The sequence below is a fragment of the Streptomyces sp. V4I23 genome (assembly GCF_030817975.1).
Lineage (GTDB): Bacteria > Actinomycetota > Actinomycetes > Streptomycetales > Streptomycetaceae > Streptomyces.
Genome location: NZ_JAUSZW010000004.1, coordinates 4725037 through 4743450, shown reverse-complemented (window position 1 = coordinate 4743450; position 18414 = coordinate 4725037). Strand labels below are relative to the sequence as shown.

Below are 18414 nucleotides of genomic sequence, written 5' to 3'. Positions count from 1 at the left end.
GGTGGGCGCACAAGGCCTTGCGATGATCGATGGTAGGCAGTCGGAGTGGCGTGGGCCACTGATTCGCCAAACGATTCGCCAGGCGGTGGGGATGCGGCGGGGAGGCCGGGCCCTACGTACGGACCCGCTCCGGCTCCGGAGCGGGTTCACGGCGGCTGTCCGGGCGGAGCATGATCGTGCGGGAGACCACGAACGTGGCGGGGATCGCCGCCGCCGCCGCGATCAGCGGGGCGTACCGGCTGCCGAAGTGGAGCACGTCCACCAGCAGGTACACCCCGCTCGTCGTCACCACGAAGTTCGCCGCGTTGGTCAGCGGGAAGAGCAGGAACTTCCGCCACGTCGGCCGCGTGCGGTACGTGAAGTACGAGGTCAGGAAGAACGAGCCGACCATGCTCAGCAGGAAGGCGACGACATGCGCCGCCACGTACGGGAGCCAGGTCAGCAGCACCAGGTACAGGCCGTAGTACGTCCCGGTGTTCACCGCTCCCACCAGGGCGAACCTGACGATCTGGCCCCGTACCGTCATTTCCCTACCAGTTCCCCCGCGCGCCTGTTCCGCTCGTCGTCCCGTCGGGGAAGGCCGGCGTTGGTCGCCTTCACCAGGAAGTGCGGACGCCGCTTCACCTCGTAGTAGATGCGGCCGACGTACTCGCCGACCACCCCCAGCATCAGCATCTGCACGCCGGCGAGCGCGATGACCGCCACGAGTAGGGTGACATACCCGGGGGTGTCCACGCCGTTCACCAGGGCGACACCGACGATCCACGCCGCGTACGCCATGGCGACCGCGAGGAGCAGCATTCCCAGATAGATCGCGGCTCGCAGCGGTTTGTTGTTGAAGGAGAGCAGTCCGTCCAGGCCGTAGTTGAGCAGTTTCCCGAAGCTCCATTTGGAGCGGCCCTGCTCGCGCACCGCATTCTCGTACTCGAAAGTCGTCGTACGGAATCCGACCCAGGCGAAAATCCCCTTGGAGAACCGGTTGTACTCGGTCAGCTCCAGAATGGCGTCGACCGTCCGCCGCGACAGCAGCCGGAAATCGCCCACGCCGTCCACGAGCTCGACGTCGACCAGCCGGTTGATGAGCCAGTAGTAGGCGCGGGCGGTGACGGTGCGGGTGACCCGGTCGCCCTTGCGGGTGCGCTTGGCGATGACCTGGTCGAAGCCCTCCTCGTGCAGCAGCAGCATGCGCCGGACCAGCTCCGGCGGGTGCTGCAGGTCGGCGTCCATGATGACGACCGCGTCGCCCTCGGCATGCTGGAGACCGGCGAGCATCGCCGCCTCCTTGCCGAAGTTGCGGCTGAAGGAGACATAACGCGTACGGGAGTCGGCCTCGGCGATCTCCTGGAGGAGATCGAGCGTTCTGTCCTGGCTTCCGTCGTCCACGTAGACCAGCTCGAATTCCTGCCCGAGCAGGCCAAGTTCGGCGGTCACATGGTCATGGAAGCGGCCGATGATCTCCTCTTCGTTGAAACACGGGACAACTATCGAGATCAGCACGGGAGAACAACAGCCCGCCCGAATGTCGCCACCCCGTGTTCCACGTGACATACAGGCGACCATTGAGTGAACTGACCTGTGTACAGCATGTTTTCACGATCGGCGCTGGCATATTCGATTCATCATGTGGACTCTGCCCTCCGCGCGCGGCCGTGCCGCTGCCCTCGCCGCGCTGATCACCGTCGGGACGGTGAGCGCCGGCGACGCCGTCGCCCGCACCTTCCCCTTCGGACCGCGCACCCGCAGCGTGAACGACCTCGGCAACCAGTTCGTCCCGTTCCACGCCCACCTGTGGGACCTGCTCCACGGACGCGCCGACGGCGGTGTGCTGCTCAACTGGCAGTCGGGCTACGGCACCAGCGCGCTGCCCGACCTCGGCACGTATCTGACGAGCCCCTTCTCCCTGCTCGTCGGCCTCTTCCCGCGGGACGGGATCGACCTTGCCGTCTACGTCGTGACGCTCGTCAAGACGGCCGCCGCAGCCGCTGCCATGACCTGGCTGCTCACCGCCCTGCACAAGGGCCACGGGCGCCGGTGGATGGCGGGCGTGCTCGGCGCCTCGTACGCCCTGTGCGGCTGGTCGGTCGTGGAGGCGTCGTACAACCCCATGTGGCTGGACGGTCTGATCGCCTTCCCGCTGCTGTGCCTGGTCGGCGAGTGGGCGCGCAAGGGCAGGAGGCCGCTGCTCGGCCCGGTGATCGTCGCGCTCGCGTGGATCGCCAACTTCTACACCGCGTACATGGCCACGCTCGGCGCCGCGCTGGTGCTCCTCGCCCGGCTGCTGCTGGAGGACACCCAGGCGCGGGAGAGGATACGGGCCCTGCTGCGCGCCGCGTGGACGGTGCTGCTGGGGATCGGCCTGTCCGCCCCGGTCCTGGTCCCCGTGTTCCTCGGCTCGAAGCACGCCTACCCGGGGTGGACGAAGGAGTTCGCGCCGGCCGGCTGGACGGACGTGTTCGCCCGGACACTGCCGGCGACGTACAGCTTCTTCACCCCCGCCGTCTTCGTCGGCGGCGGGGCGCTGCTGCTGGCCGGCGGCCTCGCGTTCAACCGGTCCGTGCCGAGGCGCGAGAGACGGTTGTGGACGGCGCTCATTGCGGCGGTCGCCGTCTCGCTCCAGTGGGGCCCGACGCACCTGGTGTGGCACGCCTTCGCCACCCCGAACGGCAGTCCCTACCGGCAGGCCTTCGTCCTCGCGGGCATCGTCGTCATCGCCGCCTGGACCTGTCTGTCGCGCGGCTGGCCGGGACGACGGACCCTCCTCGGGGGCGGCGCCGTCGTGGCCGTGATCGCGCTCGGCGCAAGCACCAGCGAACTGGTCACCGGCCCGGCGTACCTGCTGTTCGCGGCGGGGCTGGCCGCCGTGCTCGGCGGTCTGCTGCTCGCCGCGCGGGGCCGGGCCGTGGCGGTGGCCGCGGTCCTGCTCACCGGGGCGCTCGCCGGCCAGGCCGCGGCGACGACCGCGTACGCCGACCGCGAGCGCCCGGCCAGGCTCGACGACTACCCGCCGTGGGGCGCGTCGCACAGCGAGCGGGCGGCGGCCGTCGCCGCCGCCGACGGCTGGCCCGGCTACCGCACGGACCCCGGGCGCACACAGCTCACCGGCAACGACCCGATCCTGCTGGGCGGCCAGGGGGCCTCGTACTACAGCAGCCACACGCCCGACGTCCTGACGCGCACGCTGGCGGCGCTCGGCGGCGGCTGGACGTCGGGCGGCCGCAGTCTGCAGTCCCTGGACAATCCGGTCACGGACGCCGTCTTCTCGGTCGGGGCCCGGCTGCGGACCGCCCCCGGACAGAAGCCCCAGGTGATCCGGCAGGAGACCGCCCCGCTCGTGACGGTGCGGCCGGCCGGCGCCGAACCGCGCTACGGCGCCTCGCCGCTGCGCAATCAGGAGCTGCTGCTGGGCGCGAAGGTCTACGAATCCCCGGTCGCGGGCGCCTGTCGCGTCGGCACCGAGGTGTTCCTGTGGGCGCCCGACCACACGGGAACGGCACGCGTCGGCGACGGCCCCGCGGTGGAGCTGCGCGGCGGACAGCCCAAGCGGCGGGCGGCGCTCACCCCGCTCGGCACGGTCACCGAGCCGGGCGCCCGCGTCGTCTACGGCGGCGAGGCGCCGCGTGACGCGAGCATCGGCTGCCTGGACCGCGACCGGCTGAAGGCCGCGGTCGCCGGTCTCACGAGGACCGGCGCGGTGCGGGTGGACGTCACGGACAGCGGCGTCACGGCCGAGCTGCCGCCGGGCACGAAGGGCACAGCCGTGCTCGCCGCGCCGCGGATCGCGGGCTGGAGCTGCGAGGGACGCCCGGCGGACTCGTACCTGGGACTGGTCGCCGTGCCGCTGGACGGCACGACCTCGACCGTCACCTGCTCGTTCCGGCCTCCGGGCCTGGTGGCGGGGTCCGCAGCGGGTGCGGGTGCGCTGGTCGCGCTGGCCGTCACCGTCCTGCTCGTCAGGCGGCGAGCGGGCGCGGGAGCCGGCCACCGGGAGGCGTGAGCACCGGCCGGCGGCGGTCCCGCGCGGGGCGTCACCTCCGCTCGACCTGGAACCGGAAGGTCCTTCACGGCCGTGACATCAAGACTTCACCTGCGCAGCATCGGCCCTTGGTGGGGTCGAGGGGCGTTCACGCGTACGTTCCCGGACATGCCCTTTGTGCCCAACCGTTTGACGAAGCGAGTCCTGCGCCCCGCCCTCACGCTGGTCGAACCGCGCGTGAGATGGGGCGTGGAGCGTGTGACCAGAACCCTGCGGGCCGACGTGGACTCCCTGCGCAGAGAGGTCGGGGAGATGCGCACCCGGCAGTACGCGCTGGGGCTGCTCCTCGACAGCACGGGCAGGGGGACGCACCGGATGCCGACGCCCGGCGCGATCGACACCCTGGTGCGCCAGATAGAGCAGGTGAGCGGCGGCAGCGAGCACGCACGCCGCAGCGTCGTCGTCGCCTACCGCACGGTGGTCGCCCAGGAGGCGCTCGGCGTGGGCAGGCTCGCGGGCTCCACGTCCAACGTGTGCGGAAAGCTCGCCACGGTCCCCCTGCTGTCCCCGCCCAACGGGAACATCCTCGAAATCGGCACGCTTTACGGGCAGTTCGCCTCCGCCCTGATGCGGATGCTGCACCGGGCCGGCACCCGGCCCGACCTGACGATCGTCGACCCGCTGGCCGGCTCCCAGCTCCAGCCGGGCACCACCCACCACGCGGACCCGACGGGCACGCCCGTCCAGGAGGACGTCGTGCGGGCCAACCTGGCGCTGGCCGGCAGCCCGCAGGCGTACGCGTCGAGGATCGAGCGGGGCTTCTCGTCCGACCCCGACGTGCGCGAGGCCGTCTCCGACCGGGAGTACGGGGTGATCATCGTGGACGGCGACCACTCCGAGGACGGGGTGCGGGCCGACCTGGAGTGGGTCGAGGAGATCGCCGCTCCCGGCGGGATCGTGGTGCTCGACGACTACGGCGACAAGAAGTGGCCCGGCGTGCAGGACGCCCTGGACAAGCACCTGGCGGCCGGCACGTCCCGGCTGCGGATGCTGGGCAGGGTCTCGACGTCGGCCTATCTGCGGGCGAGCTGACACCGCGCGCCCACGGGCGGCCTCGCTGCCGGTGACGGCGGCGGGGCCGCCTTCCGTCTCAGCCCGTGCGGAACTGCTGCTGCCGCTCCAGTGCGCGCCGCAGCTCCGCCGGGAGCTGGTGGTACGGACCGTACGCGCGCTCCGCGTCGAGCAGGAGCGACTGGAACTGGTGCCGGGCCGCCGTGTGGTCGCCGACCGCCAGCAGAAGGTGGCCGATGCGGTGGCGGACCTGGAGCGCGCGGTCGCCGTCGGTGCTCTCGTAGTATGGCAGGACCGCGCGGTACTCGGTGAGCGCGGCGGCCGGCTCGCCGAGCTGCTCCAGGCACTGGGCCGCGTCGAAGCGGTACTGCAGGGTCTGCGGGTCCAACGGGCCCGCCTCCGCCGTGCGGTCGTCGGCGAGGCGGCGCAGCTCGGGCAGCGCGCGGCGGTACTGGCCGTCGTCCATCAGCGTCGCCGCGTACTGCTTGCGCAGGATCCTCACCACGGGCGAGTGCTCGCCGTGCTCGGCGGCGGCGGCCGGGAGGATGCCGCCGAGGATGTCCACCGCCTGGGTGATGCTGCCCTCGCCGAGCAGGCGCTTGACCTCGTCGACGGCCGCGGCCACGTCCGGCCGGGGCGCGGGCGCCACCGGCGGTGCGGCCGGGGACGGGATGCTCACCCGGTCCGGCCAGGGCGCGTGCGGGCGCAGGAAGGGGCGGGTGGGGTCCAGCGGCCCGGCCGGCGCGCCGCGCGCGGGCAGCAGAGGCGCCAGCGCCTCGTACACCTCCTGGGCGCCGGACGGCCGGTGCTGCGGGTCCTTGGACAGCAGGCGCAGGACCAGTGCCTCGAGCGGCTCCGGGACCTCGGCGCGGACCTGGCGGACCGGCAGCGGCGGCTCGTACAGATGGCGGTGCAGGACGCCGAGGGCGGTCGACCCGGCGAACGGCACGTTCCCGCTGAGCAGTTCGTGCAGGAGCACCCCGAGGGCGTACAGATCGGTGTACGGGCCGACCGCGCCGCCCATCGCCTGCTCGGGAGCCATGTAGGCGGGGCTGCCGATCGGCGAACCGGTGTGGGTGAGGCGGGTGGTGTCCGTGTCGATGACGGAGGCGACACCGAGGTCGAGCACGGTGACCGTGCCGTCCGGCTTCACCATCACGTTGCGCGGCTTGAGGTCGCGGTGGACGATCGGCACGGCGTGCACCGCGCCGAGCACCGCGCACAGCTGGGCGGCGACGGAGACGGCCCACTCCCAGGGGTAGGGGTCGTGCTCGGCGAGATGGTCCGCGAGGTCCGCGCCCTCCACGTACTGCATGACGAGGTACAGGTCGTCACCGTCGCTGCCCGCGTCGTGGACGGTGACGAGACCGGGGTGGGAGACCTGGGCCGTGACCCGGCACTCCCGCACGAAGCGGCGGCGCATGTCGTCGGCGGCGGTGGCGGCGGCCATGTGGTCGGGCCGCAGCAGCTTGACGGCCACGCGGCGGTCGAGGCGGGTGTCGTACGCCGTCCAGACCTGCCCCATGCCGCCCTGCCCGATGAGCGCGGACAGCTCGTAACGGCCCGCGATCACACGGCCGTTCATCTGTCCTCCTCCTTGCGGAGCAGGTCGCTGAGCTCGTCGAGCTCGGCGCGGACCTGATCGATGCGGCCGGACCGCGGCGGCTCGGAGGCGGGCGCGGGCCGCGGGGCTGCCTGGGGCTGCGGGACGGGCGCGGTGAGCGGCGGGGTCTGCGGCGGGACCTGCGGTTGCGGGGCGGGCGCGGGCTGCGGCTGCGCGTGGAGCGGCGGCGTTGTGCAGGGGGAGCCGTGAGCGGGGGCGGTGGCCGACGGGGGCGGATAGCCGTATCCGAAGTGCGGCTGCGGGTGCGGGTGCGGACCGTAGTACGCCTGCGGCCGGGTCGCGAAGTGCTTGGTCTCGGCGAACAGGTAGTACGTGACGACCAGGACCCCGATGGCGAGCAGCACGGCGATGGCCACGTTCGACCGGGGCAGCTCGAGGTCGGCGGTCGGGTCCGACATCACCATGCCGAAGCAGACCGCCACCGCGAGCACGGTCGCTGCGAACAGGGCCCAGTCCCGCGGGCGGCGCGTGACCACCGCGAGCCGCAGCATGGTGGCCCACGACAGCAACCCACAGCTGATCACCGGCATCAGCGCGAAGAGCACGCGCAGCACGATCACCGAGGCGGAGACCTCCCGCGGGGGCTGCGGCGGCGCATAGCCGGGGCCGTGCATGGATGCTCCTGGATGGCTGGAAACGCACTGGTCGATGTCGAGCGTATACACCGACACCGACAACGGCCCCGGGGTTGTACGGAACCGTTGTCGAACCCGTCACTCCGGCCGCACGGTGCCGTCCGTCAGCCCGTCGTACAGGCCCTGGACCAGCTGTTCGCCCAGCCTGTTCGCGAGCCGCAGCGCGTCCTCGAACTCGGCCAGGGCCCGGAAGCGGGCCCCGTAGCGCTGCTGGTCGGCGAGCGGGAGGCGCGGCAGTTGGAGGCGGCGCACGTCGAGGCGGGTCGCGGTCGACGCATAGCTGCTGGCCTGGCGCTGGTTGGCGCTGCCGCGCAGGAAGCCCGCGAGGAACCAGGGGTCGAGCGCGGCCGGGTCCGGGCGCAGCAGCTGGAGGTTGCGGCCGAGGGCCGCGCCCGCCGCGGCGTCGTCCGCCACGCGCACGACCGTGCCGCCGCCGAGCACGGGGACGACGACGTCGCCCGCCTCGACCAGCACGGGCTCCTCCTCGGGGCCGTCGGGCAGGGCCCCGGAGGGTGGCCTGCCCGCCAGGACGTCCTGTTCGGTGAGGACCGCCACGGGGGCGCCGGCCGGAGCGGCGCCCTGTCCTCCGGCACGCAGGACGAGAGCGCCCGCGCGGGCGAGCTCGCCCACGGTGGTGGACGGCCAGTGCGCGGGGGCGGCCGGGGGCTGCTCGACGGGCGGGGGCGTGAGCTCGCCGGTGCGCCGCAGGGTCTCCGTCAGCCGGTCGCGCACGGCGCCCAGTTCGGCGGTGCCGCCGCCCGCGGCCGGTGGCGGCAGGTGACGGGCGGGGGCCAGGTCCACGTCGTCGTCGAGGAGTTCGATGACGGGGACGGGCCTGCTCACGCCCGGGTTCTCCGTGGCGGAGCCGTTCCGTTCGAACGGCAGCCACGCCTCCAGCACCGTGTCCTGGACGACGGGCCAGTCGAGCCTGTCGCGGCCCGCCGCCGTCGCCTGGTCGGTGGCCGCGGCGTCGACGAGGAGCAGGTCGGGCGAGGGCCGGTCGGTGGCGCCGGGCCTGCGCAGCACCCACAGGTGGAGCGGGATGCCGTACGGGGGCGCCGCCCCGGCGGGCAGGGCGATGACGGCGCGCAGGGCGCCGCGGCGCAGCAGCCCGGCGCGGATACGGCGGCCGGAGCGGCGGGAAGCGGCGGCCGGGGGCATCAGAAGGACCGCGGTGCCGCCGGGGCGGAGGCGGGCGAGCGCGTGCTGGACCCAGGCCAGCTCCGATTCGGTACGCGCGGGGAAGCCGTACTCCCAGCGGGGGTCGTAGGCGAGTTCGTCGTGGCCCCAGTTGCGCTCGTTGAACGGAGGATGGCACAGCACGGCGTCCGCGCCGAGATCCCCGAACGCGTCCGCGCGCAGGGCGTCCCCGGCCGCCGCCCGTACGTCGGCGTCGGTGTTCAGGGCGAGCCGCAGGGCCGTGAGGGCGGCCAGGTCGGGGTCCGCCTCCTGGGCGTAGAGCGCGGCGGGCCGCTCGACGGCGCGCAGCAGCGCGCCGGTGCCGGAGGCCGGGTCGAGGACGCAGCGGGCGGGGCCGGCGAGAGCGGCCATGAGCGCGGCGGGGCCGGGCGGGGTGAGCGTGTACTGCCGGGGATTCGCGTCGAGGTGACGGCCGAGCAGGAACTCGAACGCCTGGCGGGCCCCGGTCTCCGCGGCGAGCTCCGCGACGCCGCGCAGCATCGGCGCGGAGGGGACGAGCTCCTCCGCGAGCGGTGTCCTCACGGCGCGCGGGGCGCCGAATCGCAGGCTCAGCACCTCCTCCAGCGCGCCGGGCAGCACCTCGGCGAGGCGGTCGTCGGAGACCGCGGAGAGCTCCAGCCAGCCGGCCGGCCTGTCGCGTACGAGAAGGAGCGCGCAGCCGGCGTGCACCAGGGCGGTGACGGCGCCGGAGGGGTGGCCCGCCAGTTGCTGCCAGATCCGTTCGCGCAGCGGGACCTCGGCCAGTTTCCCCTGGTCGCGTAGCCACTGCTCGACATCGGCGAGGGCGAAGGAGGGGCTGGTCTCGGTGCCGCCGACGGGCTTCGGGAAGTCGGCGTGCCGGCGCCGCCAGTTGCTCACGGCGGCACGGCCCACTCCCGCGAGCCGGGCGATCCCGGCGGCGGTCACCTCTGCTGCGTTGTCCGGCACCCGGCTGGCTCCCCTCGACCTGTTCCGGCGGCGCACCGGCGGCTGTCGCGCGCCCCGGCGGGGCGGGTCTGCCCAGCGGGTGGTCCGGCGACCGTCCGCGCGGGCGGTTCCGATGCTGTGGCGGCGATCCTACCCGCCTTCACAGTCGACATCGCTTCACATGACGATCCCAGCGTGAACGGAGAATCTTGTTGACTCGGTTCACAGGCTCTGCTCTTATTGACCCATCGGAACACGGATCCGGCTCCACGGATCCGGCCACAACTCTCCGGGGGGTACACCCATGTCGCAGTCCGCTCAGCAGCCCGAGGCGCCGCACGGCGCCTGGACCTACGGCGCTCCCGGCGCGCCCGCCGCGGTGCGCAACGGGCTCGGCACGGCCGCCCTGGTGCTCGGCATCATCGGCGCCGTCACCGGATTCGTCCCGCTGCTCTTCTGGCTCGGTGGCCTCCTCGGCCTTCTCGCCCTGGTCCTCGGCCTGATGGGGCGGGGCCGCGTCAAGCGCGGGGAGGCCACCAACAAGGGCGCCGCGACGGCCGGAGCGATCCTGGGTCTGATCGCGATGATCGCGGGCGTGGTGATCGGGGTCGCCACGGTGAAGGCCGTGGACGACGCGGTCGACGACCTGAACCGGACCACCGAGAACACCGCTCCGAAGGACCCGTCCAAGAAGGACAAGGACGGGAAGAGCGCGAAGGCCGAGGTGCTCGCCGCCGGCGACAGCATCGTCTATGACGACGAACTGACGGTCACCGTCTCCGCGCCCAAGCCGTTCACCCCCGGCGAGTTCGCCGTCGGCCACACCAAGGGCAACAAGGCCCACCAGGTCACGATCACCATCGAGAACGCCGGCAAGAAGAAGTTCGACTCGACCCTCGTCACGGTCACGGCCCGCGCGGGCAAGGACGGTGTGAGCGCCGAGCAGATCTTCGACGACAAGGCCGGCCAGGGCTTCGACAGCACGATCCTGCCCGGCAAGAAGGCCACGGTGACCTACGCCTTCGACACCCCGGCCGACGCGAAGAACCTCACGGTCGAGGTCGTCCCCGACGTCTGGTACGACGCCTCGCAGTGGGACCTGGCGCTCTGAGCCGGTCCCCGGCCCCAGCTCCCGCCACCGCGCGGGACGGGGCCGCCCCGGGCAGCCGGCTTTCCTGACCGGCGCCCACCGCGCACCCCGGCCGAGCGCCCCCCGACGCCCCGCCGGACCCCAGCACCCCCATTCCACCCCTGCCTCGGAGAACCTCCATGCCTGCCACCGCTCCCCGCCGGTTCACGCACCTCGTCCGTGCCGCGCTCTGCGCCGGCGTCGCGCTCGCCGCGACGGCCTGCGGCCCCTTCTCCGGCGCGTCCGGCGAGGCGGACGGGCCCTTCCCCGGGATGTCCGGACCGGAGATCGCCGACACGGCCGCCAAGGCGACCGCGAAGGCGACGTCACTGACCGTCGACTTCGCCGGCGACACGACCGACGGAAACATCAAGGCGTACATGGCGATCGACTCCCAAGGCGACTGCAAGGGGACGCTCACCATGGGCGGCACCGGGACCGCCGAGCTGGTGCGCGCCGGCGACACGGCCTACATGCGCTTCGACGAGGCGTTCCTGCGCAGCCAGAACGAGGGCGGCACGGCCGAGGAGAACGCGGAGGTCCTGAAGACGCTCAAGGGCCGCTGGCTGAAGGAGGAAGCGTCCTCGCCCGAGGCGAAGGAGCAGCTGGAGTTCTGCGAACTCGACACGTTCCTGGGCGAGTTCCGTGAGGGCTTCCACCTGATGCGGCGCGGCGAGACCACCACGCTGCAGGGGAAGCAGGTGGTCGTCCTCACCGAGAAGGACGGGGACGCGAGCTACAAGGTCTACGTCGCCGCCGAGGGCGAGCCGTACGTGCTGAAGGTGGAGCAGAAGGGCGGCGAGGAGCCGGCCACGATGACGTTCACGGACTTCAACAAGCCCCTGGGGCCGATCGAGCCGGCCGCCAAGGACGTCATCGACCTGCACAAGACACGGCCGGAGCAGTAAGCGCGCCGAGCGTGAACGACCGGGGAGGCCGCGGAGGGGGCGGCCTCCCCGGCCGCCGTGTCCCCCTCCCCCCGGCAGTCCGGTCCGGCTGCCGGGACGGGCGTCGTCACCGGCAACGCGGGGCCCGGGCGAGCGGGGGCGGAGGAGGGGACGGGCGAGCGGGGGCGGGCGAGGGGGGCACGAGCACCGCCGCGCGGGTGTCACAGGCCGTGGCGCACCCAGACGTTCGGCTCCACGTACACCGCGTAGCCGCGCTCGGCCTGGACGTGCACCGGGACCAGCGCACCCGGGACCTCGACCTCGCCGGTGGTGTCGAAGGGCAGTCCCGTCCACTTCCGCCACTCCGCGGTCGAACCGGACACCGTCATCGACGCGTGCGCCACCTTCTCGACCACACCGCCCGCGCGGACGTGGACGCGCAGCCAGGGGTCGTGCGGAAGGCCGTCCGACGGGCGGGTGCGGAAGGCGTACTCGTCGATGGACGCGGCCGGTTCGGCGCTCTTCGCGCTCGGCCGCACCGGCGCGATCAGCTCGGCGAAGCCGAGCCGGCGCACGTGGTCCCGCAGCGCGGCCAGCATCTGCCCGGATATGCCCTGCCCCTGCCGGTCGGTGGCCACCGTGATCTCGATCGCGCTGACGACGTCCGGCTTGCGGCCGTGCCGCAGATCGGAGAACGCCCAGAGCATGACCTGGTCCCAGCCCCGCTCGGGCAACTCGCGCCGTCCGTCGGTGTCCAGGGCCAGCGGCACGCTGAACGCCCGTGCCACGACCCGGCCTTCGGGGTCGGTCGCGACCAGCACGTAGTCCGGCAGCTCCGCGACGATCCGCCCGATGTTGGCCCAGCCCACCGGGTCATGGGTGACGAACTCGTCCCAGGTGTCGATCATCTGCCACATGGGGCCCTGGAGTTCGGGGCGTTCGGCGAGGGTCGTGATCACGGGATTCATGCCCGCAGGCTAACGACCGCCGTGTCCCCGCCCCACCGGTTTGTTCCGGCGTCCGGCTGCCGCCGCCCCCCCCACGGTCGCCTCCCCGCAGCCGTGCCTGGCGTCAGCCGCCGCACTGACGCAGCATCGCCCTCTTGTCGGCCGCCGTCACCGGCAGCTCGTACGCCGTCGCCACCTGGGCGAAGCGCACGGCGTAGGAGCAGCGGACGCGCTTGTGGGGCGGCAGCCAGGAGGCCGGCCCCGAGTCGCCCTTGGCGCTGTTGGCGCGGCCCTCGACCGGCAGCAGATTCAGCGGGTCGTTCGCGAGGCGCCGCCGCTTGGCGTCGTCCCAGCGGGCCGCCCCCATCTGCCAGCTGTACGACAGCGGCACGACGTGGTCTATCTGCACCTCGGCCGCCCGGCGCTTGCGCCACTCGATGGTCCTGCCGGTGTACGGGTCGTCCAGCGTCATGCGCACCACCACGCAGTCGGAGCCCGAGCGGTGGGCGAGGTCGTGACCGTCGCGGGCGAGCAGGTCGTTGCGGGTTATCTCTATCTCCCTCGTCCATGTGATGCACATGAGGCACAGCCGTAACTCATTCCTGTCCATCGCCGTTATCAGTCACGCCATGAGGCACATGAGTGACATTGGAGACAGGGAGCAGATCCCGTGACGTTACGCACAGAGAAGGCCGTATCGCCCACCACCGGAGAGATCACCTGGCTTTTGGTCGGCGAGGAGACGTACGCGCCTCATCCCGAGGCCCGCGAGTTCTCCCTGTATCTGCGCGGAGCCGGTCGATCGCCACAGACACAGCGCGCGTACATCCCCAGAATCGGTCGCTTCCTCAACTGGTGCGCGGAGCGAGGCACCGACTGGAAGACCGTCCGGCTCGGGGACATGAGCCTGTTCAAGTTCCACGTCGAACGGACACCGACACGCCATGGGCGGCCTCCGTCCGGCAAGACGGTCAACGCCACACTCACCGCGGTGTGCGAGTTTCTCCGCTTCTGCGCGGTCCAGGGCCATGTGGATCACGAGGTCGCGGCGCGTCTCAGCGAACCGCGCTTCCTCACCCATGCCCCGTCCGGCTTCGGCCCCGGCGAGGGTGGCCAGCATCTGATGGTCAAAGCCCGTGTCCTCAAAACGCCGGAGATCGAGCGGGCACCACAGACTCTCACCGGTGCCCAGATGGATCAGATTCTCGATGCCGCTCGCACCGCGCGTGACCGGCTGCTGCTGACCGTCCTGGTGGAGGCGGGCCTCCGCATCGGCGAAGCCCTCGGGCTGCGGCGTGAGGACATGCACCTACTCCCGGACTCGACACATCTCGGCTGCCGGACCGGTGGCGCCCACCTGCACGTCCGCCCCCGCCAGGACAACGAGAACGGGGCACGCGCCAAGGCCGGCCGGCACCGTGCGGTGCCCCTCGCTCAGAACGCCGTTCACCGGTACCGCGAGTATCTGGCCGAGCGGGAAGACGTTTACGGAGCGGCAGGCTGTGACTACGTATTCGTGAATCTCGTCGGCTGCTGGGCGGGCCGTCCGATGTCGTACTCGAACGCGAAGCAGGTCATCGAGCGCATCGGTGACCGTTGCGGCCTGCGCGCCCGGCCGCACATGATGCGGCACACAGCGGCAACCCGCTGGATCCGCAGTGGCGTGGCGCCCGATGTCGTACAGACCTTGCTGGGGCATGCGTCGTCGGCCAGCACGGCTGTCTATCTCCACGCTCAGGACGAGGACCTTCGATCGGCCGTCGACAGCCTCACCCTGGAGATCGCGCGATGACATCGAGCACCGTGCTCGCCTCGCTTCCCTCGCAGTCAACCGCGCTCACCGACTGGTCCGCCTGGCTCGCAGAACGCCTCGCTTCCGGTTGGCGAGCGACCGAATGGGATCCGACCAAGGCACTGTTCACAGCTGATCCAGACAATCCGACGACCCACGTATTCACCTGCGTAGTCGCGGCTTGCTCCACGCACGTCGGAAACAACGGCAGTCGCTGCGACGCCTGCCGCAAAGCCCGTCTCCTCAGAGGAAATCCTGCGGACTTCGACACGACGTACACCCCGGTGGTGGCTCGTCGACGGCCGAACGTCACGGACGGAGTGAAGCCAGGGGTCTCCCAGTTCTCTTTGGCGCAAGTTCCCCCAGCCGTGCGACACGAGATTCTGTATGGGCTTCAGCAACGCGACGACGCTGGAATCAGCCTCGTCCCCCAACGCATGCGCCGCATTGTGGCCGGCCTCCCGCAGGAGCTCGACTCCCTCCTGAGCCTTGACTCCGGCTTCTCCTCCGAACTCCCCGCTGCCGCCAGAGGCGTTCTCAACGACGTCCTCCTTCACATCCGACGTGCCCGGGCGGAATTCGAAGGCGCCGACCCCACCTCGGGCGACGTCTGGGAATGCGCGCTGGTAGGCCTCACGGCGGGGCGGGGAAGGAAGTACAAAGCCGTTCACGGCGTGATCGATTTCCGACCCGTGCGACAGACGTGGCTGCGGGATCTCGTCAAGGAGTACGGGCGCGCTGCGCGTCCCGATGTTCTGGAGCTGAGGCAGACCGTGTACGCCGCGACCATCGCGTCGGCCGCGCTGGCTCACCGCTCCGAGGGAGACACCCCTGAGCGGCTGTCGATGGCGGACATGAACGCCGTAGTGGACCACTTCCGCGTCACCAAACGCCCCGAGGACGGGCACGACCACTCGACAAGCCACAGGCGAGCACTGCTGCGGCGCTGGCGTGCGTTCCTGGAGTTCGCCCGGCAAGCCGGGATGATGGACCACATCCCCGGCGGGTTCGCCGTCAATCCCCGCTTTCACACCATCGCGGCGATCGAGGTGACCGAGGACGACATCGGCCGAGCAGTTCCCGAGCATGTCATCGCCCAACTCGATGCGCACATCGACCTGCTGGGCAGTTCCACGGCCTACGAGAGCGGCGGTTGGACCACTGCTGACTTCGCCCGTATGTACCAGGTGGTCTACACAGTCCTGAGGGACACAGGTCGCCGACCGGGCGAGGTCACCAGCCTGCGGCGGGACTGCCTGGAGTGGATCGACGGCAAACCGACGCTGATCTACGACAATCACAAACGGCGCCGCCACGGCCGCCGCCTGCCGATCTCCGAGAGCACCGCCCGGGAGATCGAGGCCTGGCAGAGGGAGCTGGAGACTCTCCCTCCGGTGCCGGCCTGCACCCAGTGGCTGTTCCCCTCCCCCGGTCAACGCAACCGCCCCCGCCGTCGCCACCTCACCTCGGCGCAGTTCTGCAGCCGCATCTTCCGCATCTGGGTCGACGAGCTCATCCCCGGCATCTGGGACGAGCGCCTGGACGACAACGGCGAACCACTGGCATACGACCGCACCAAGATCGTCCCCTACGGCTTCCGCCACGCCTACGCCCAGCGTCACGCGGACGCCGGAACCCGGCCGGACGTCCTCCGGGAACTCATGGACCACCGGTCGCTGGACGTCACCATGGGGTACTACAAGGTCTCCCTCAGCCGGAAACAGGAAGCCGTGCGAACGGTCGCGGCGCTCGCCGTCGACCGGCATGGGGAATCCCGTGGCTTCAGCGACCCACTGGCCTACGAAGTGGAGAGCGTCGGGGTCCCATACGGCGGCTGTACCGAACCGAGCAACGTCAAGGCCGGAGGCGGGCACTGCCGCATCCGCTTCCAGTGCGCCGGCTGCGACTTCTACCGGCCCGACCCCTCCTACCTACCGGCCCTGGAACAGCAGATCGCGGACCTGCGGGCAGACAAGGAGGCCGCTCTGGCGATGGAGGCCGCGGACTGGGTTGTTCGCAATCTCGACGACCAGATCCGCGCGTACTCGAAGTCGGCCGACGAGATGCGGAGGAAGCTCGACGCGCTGCCCGCCGAGGAGCGCGCGGTCGTCGAATCCGCCTCGCGCGAGCTGCGCAAGGCCCGCTCCGCAGCGGCCTTCGTCCCCTTGCAGGCACTGACAACACGGAGCCCCGAATGAAGAGTCCCGCCGCTTCAGGCGGCAATGACCGGAACTCACGGGTCGAGCGCCTGCGCGCCAGCCGCGCCAAGGACAGCGAGGAGAAGACCAGGCGGGCGCTCGATGCAGTGGCCGGCCTTCTCCGCTCGGGACGGCGCATCACCGTCAGCCAGGTGGCTCGGGACGCGGCGGTGTCCACGTGGTTCGTCTACAACCAGCCCCAGGTGTACCAGGCCGTTCAGGACGGCGTCACCGCCCAGCGAGAGCAGGTAAGTCAGGGCTCCCCCGTTCCGGCGGCGCGACAGGTGTCGCCTGCCGGACTGCATACGGACCTCGCCCTGGCGCGCGAAGAGATCAAGGACCTCAAGAGGGAACGCGACCGGCTCCTGAACCGGGTCCGGCTGTCTCTCGGTGCCGAGTTGGACGGAGTGGACCAGAACGAGCTGATCCAGCGGGTGCAGCACCTGGAGCAGCGGAACACCGCCTTGAACGAGGAACTGTCAGAGGCCAGGGAGCGGATCGCCGCCCTGGAGGGCCGGCTGCGTGAGACGGAAGACGATCTCACCGCCGCACGGGCCAGTCTCCGCCGTGCCATGCGGGCCGTTCCGACCCCGTAGCCCCGCGCTCTACCCCCGCTGCTGTCCGGCGGCCTGTGTGTCGCCTGCCTGGACAGCAGCGGGGCGCGGCCGAATTGTCGGAGTCAGAAGGGAGGCTCGGTGGAGAACAAGCCGGTCGAGACGGGTGTAACCGGCTCGTTCTTGCGTTGCTGAAGGAGTGCGACAGCGTCTTTGATGCGGCCCAGGTCAATGAGGTGGCCCGCCAGCAGACTGCTGTTGGCGGGTGCGTGCGGTTCGAGAACGGCGACGGCCTCCTCGATCCGACCGGTCTCGGCGAGAAGGTCGGAGATGGTCCAGGCCGCGTACCAGGTGTCACCCTCCGGGTGCGCCCGCGCCTGTTCGATTGCCTCATCAAGTAGGCCATCGTCGGCCATGAGACGAAGCCGCAACCTGGAGAAGTCCCACTCCTCTTCGCCATCGCGGCGCGCCTTGAGAGCGTCGAGACAGGCCAGGCCGTCCCGGGGGCGGCCGTGGTCGGAGTACAGCGTGCACAGCGTGTCGACGAGCCAGTCCTCCGCGCCACCGGGTGCGTCCACAAGCGTGCGCATCACCTCGATCGCCTCGTCACCCCGGCCATGCCGGGCCAGGAGCTGCGACAGTCGGACCGCACCGTGGCACTCACGGACTGGTGAGTCGCCCGGCTGCCGGTACACGGCGATCGCGCCTTCCACGTCGTCGCGTTCCTCCAGCACCTCGGCCAGGCGGCGCGCGGCGTGTCCGAGGTACTCGGACGCCGCGTAGGCCCGCAGTTCCTCGATCCGATCGTGTCTCGCCAGCAGGTCGGCCAACTGATCGTGGTTGTTGACGGAGGTGATGTGCTGCCGGCTGTGCAGCAGAGCGATCGCTTCGTCGACGCGGCCCTGACGTTCACGGATCACCGCAAGAAGCCCGATTGCCGTATCGGGGTCGAGGCCTCGGCAGCACCACGGGCCGTCGCACCGGTGCCGATCCGGGATCTGGGCAGCCAGCAACGCGGCGATGTCTTCGTCCTGGCCTGCTCCCTCGGCGATGTCGACCAGAGCGGTGGCGAGGAGCCAGTCCTCGATTCCGGTGCTCAGCCGAGTGACCGCCTCGTCCGTACGTCCATGCCGGGCCAGGATGCGCGCCAAGAACTCCAGCGGGAGTCCGCCCGTGCTCGCGTACGGCCGGGCCAGCGCGATCGCTTCCTCTGCCCGCCCCCACCTCTCGAGCAGTTCCGCCTGGGTCCGGGCGGCCGGCCACCAGCCCGTGGCGACGTAGGGCGCAAGCACGTCCAACGCCTCGGCCTGTCGACCTTGGTCACCGAGCAGCCGCGCCCACTCCCGCGCGCAGAACCACTCCCCCCGACTGGCCTGGAACTCCACCTCTTCACTGTGGCCGAGCTCAAGAAGCCGCGAGACCAGCCGCGGAGGAATGCAGCCGGACAACGTCCGGGCTTGGCGGTCAAGATCGGCAGCGTCCATGACAGCGCACTCTA

Annotated in this window: 14 protein-coding genes and 1 pseudogene; 7 read left to right on the top strand and 8 right to left on the bottom strand. The window is 71.4% G+C overall.

Features of this window, described 5'->3' with window-relative positions:
* Nucleotides 1-112 precede the first annotated feature (112 nt).
* Nucleotides 113-526, bottom strand: a complete 414-nt coding sequence (locus QFZ82_RS23890) for a GtrA family protein (RefSeq protein ID WP_307715101.1) — start codon at nt 524-526, stop codon at nt 113-115.
* Nucleotides 523-1497, bottom strand: a complete 975-nt coding sequence (locus tag QFZ82_RS23885; protein WP_307715100.1) for a glycosyltransferase family 2 protein — start codon at nt 1495-1497, stop codon at nt 523-525. Before QFZ82_RS23885 ends, QFZ82_RS23890 begins: the two co-directional genes overlap by 4 nt.
* Nucleotides 1498-1621: 124 nt before the next feature.
* Here QFZ82_RS23885 and QFZ82_RS23880 point away from each other — a divergent pair, with 124 nt between their 5' ends.
* Complete coding sequence (locus tag QFZ82_RS23880) at nt 1622-3994, top strand: YfhO family protein (RefSeq protein ID WP_307715099.1); 2373 nt, start codon at nt 1622-1624, stop codon at nt 3992-3994.
* Nucleotides 3995-4141: 147 nt separating this feature from the next.
* Complete coding sequence (locus QFZ82_RS23875) at nt 4142-5065, top strand: class I SAM-dependent methyltransferase (RefSeq protein ID WP_307715098.1); 924 nt, start codon at nt 4142-4144, stop codon at nt 5063-5065.
* Nucleotides 5066-5123: 58 nt separating this feature from the next.
* Here QFZ82_RS23875 and QFZ82_RS23870 read toward each other — a convergent pair whose 3' ends face one another.
* The 3 genes from QFZ82_RS23870 to QFZ82_RS23860 all read right to left on the bottom strand — a co-directional run bounded on the left by QFZ82_RS23870 (nt 5124) and on the right by QFZ82_RS23860 (nt 9430).
* Nucleotides 5124-6629 (bottom strand): serine/threonine-protein kinase, encoded by a 1506-nt coding sequence (locus QFZ82_RS23870; protein WP_307715097.1) that lies wholly within the window; start codon nt 6627-6629, stop codon nt 5124-5126.
* Nucleotides 6626-7282: a hypothetical protein gene (locus tag QFZ82_RS23865; protein ID WP_307715096.1), complete on the bottom strand. Its 657-nt coding sequence runs from the start codon at nt 7280-7282 to the stop codon at nt 6626-6628. The genes QFZ82_RS23870 and QFZ82_RS23865 overlap by 4 nt, the downstream gene beginning before the upstream one ends.
* A 99-nt stretch (nt 7283-7381) precedes the next feature.
* Complete coding sequence (locus QFZ82_RS23860; RefSeq protein ID WP_307715095.1) at nt 7382-9430, bottom strand: N-6 DNA methylase; 2049 nt, start codon at nt 9428-9430, stop codon at nt 7382-7384.
* 283 nt (nt 9431-9713) lie between these two features.
* On the opposite strand from QFZ82_RS23860, the gene QFZ82_RS23855 reads away from it, so the two are divergent.
* Nucleotides 9714-10520 (top strand): DUF4352 domain-containing protein, encoded by an 807-nt coding sequence (locus QFZ82_RS23855; RefSeq protein WP_307715094.1) that lies wholly within the window; start codon nt 9714-9716, stop codon nt 10518-10520.
* Between the two features lie 158 nt (nt 10521-10678).
* Nucleotides 10679-11446, top strand: a complete 768-nt coding sequence (locus tag QFZ82_RS23850) for a hypothetical protein (RefSeq protein WP_307715093.1) — start codon at nt 10679-10681, stop codon at nt 11444-11446.
* A 200-nt stretch (nt 11447-11646) separates the two neighbouring features.
* On the opposite strand, the gene QFZ82_RS23845 is transcribed toward QFZ82_RS23850, so the two are convergent.
* Nucleotides 11647-12393: an N-acetyltransferase gene (locus QFZ82_RS23845; RefSeq protein WP_307715092.1), complete on the bottom strand. Its 747-nt coding sequence runs from the start codon at nt 12391-12393 to the stop codon at nt 11647-11649.
* A 103-nt stretch (nt 12394-12496) separates the two neighbouring features.
* A pseudogene (locus QFZ82_RS23840) lies at nt 12497-12919 on the bottom strand (HNH endonuclease family protein); the annotation flags it as partial.
* Between the two features lie 123 nt (nt 12920-13042).
* On the opposite strand from QFZ82_RS23840, the gene QFZ82_RS23835 reads away from it, so the two are divergent.
* The 3 genes from QFZ82_RS23835 (at nt 13043) to QFZ82_RS23825 (ending at nt 16958) form a co-directional block, all read left to right on the top strand.
* Entirely contained in the window at nt 13043-14164 is a 1122-nt protein-coding gene (locus QFZ82_RS23835) for a tyrosine-type recombinase/integrase (RefSeq protein ID WP_307715091.1), read from the top strand.
* Between the two features lie 437 nt (nt 14165-14601).
* Nucleotides 14602-16362 (top strand): site-specific integrase, encoded by a 1761-nt coding sequence (locus QFZ82_RS23830; RefSeq protein ID WP_307715090.1) that lies wholly within the window; start codon nt 14602-14604, stop codon nt 16360-16362.
* Nucleotides 16359-16958 (top strand): DUF6262 family protein, encoded by a 600-nt coding sequence (locus QFZ82_RS23825; RefSeq protein WP_307715089.1) that lies wholly within the window; start codon nt 16359-16361, stop codon nt 16956-16958. The genes QFZ82_RS23830 and QFZ82_RS23825 overlap by 4 nt, the downstream gene beginning before the upstream one ends.
* A gap of 83 nt (nt 16959-17041) precedes the next feature.
* Here QFZ82_RS23825 and QFZ82_RS23820 read toward each other — a convergent pair whose 3' ends face one another.
* The gene (locus tag QFZ82_RS23820) at nt 17042-18400 is read right to left on the bottom strand and encodes a lipopolysaccharide assembly protein LapB (protein ID WP_307715088.1); all 1359 of its coding nucleotides are present in this window, start codon (nt 18398-18400) and stop codon (nt 17042-17044) included.
* Nucleotides 18401-18414 lie beyond the last annotated feature (14 nt).

Bases quoted from the DNA above. Each gene is read 5' to 3' on its own strand.
- QFZ82_RS23855 (WP_307715094.1), top strand. From the start codon at position 9,714: ATGTCGCAGTCCGCTCAGCAGCCCGAGGCGCCGCACGGCGCCTGGACC.
- QFZ82_RS23865 (WP_307715096.1), bottom strand. From the start codon at position 7,282: ATGCACGGCCCCGGCTATGCGCCGCCGCAGCCCCCGCGGGAGGTCTCC.
- QFZ82_RS23875 (WP_307715098.1), top strand. From the start codon at position 4,142: ATGCCCTTTGTGCCCAACCGTTTGACGAAGCGAGTCCTGCGCCCCGCC.
- QFZ82_RS23880 (WP_307715099.1), top strand. From the start codon at position 1,622: ATGTGGACTCTGCCCTCCGCGCGCGGCCGTGCCGCTGCCCTCGCCGCG.
- QFZ82_RS23890 (WP_307715101.1), bottom strand. From the start codon at position 526: ATGACGGTACGGGGCCAGATCGTCAGGTTCGCCCTGGTGGGAGCGGTG.
- QFZ82_RS23870 (WP_307715097.1), bottom strand. From the start codon at position 6,629: ATGAACGGCCGTGTGATCGCGGGCCGTTACGAGCTGTCCGCGCTCATC.
- QFZ82_RS23830 (WP_307715090.1), top strand. From the start codon at position 14,602: ATGCGCCGCATTGTGGCCGGCCTCCCGCAGGAGCTCGACTCCCTCCTG.
- QFZ82_RS23825 (WP_307715089.1), top strand. From the start codon at position 16,359: ATGAAGAGTCCCGCCGCTTCAGGCGGCAATGACCGGAACTCACGGGTC.
- QFZ82_RS23850 (WP_307715093.1), top strand. From the start codon at position 10,679: ATGCCTGCCACCGCTCCCCGCCGGTTCACGCACCTCGTCCGTGCCGCG.
- QFZ82_RS23820 (WP_307715088.1), bottom strand. From the start codon at position 18,400: ATGGACGCTGCCGATCTTGACCGCCAAGCCCGGACGTTGTCCGGCTGC.
- QFZ82_RS23845 (WP_307715092.1), bottom strand. From the start codon at position 12,393: ATGAATCCCGTGATCACGACCCTCGCCGAACGCCCCGAACTCCAGGGC.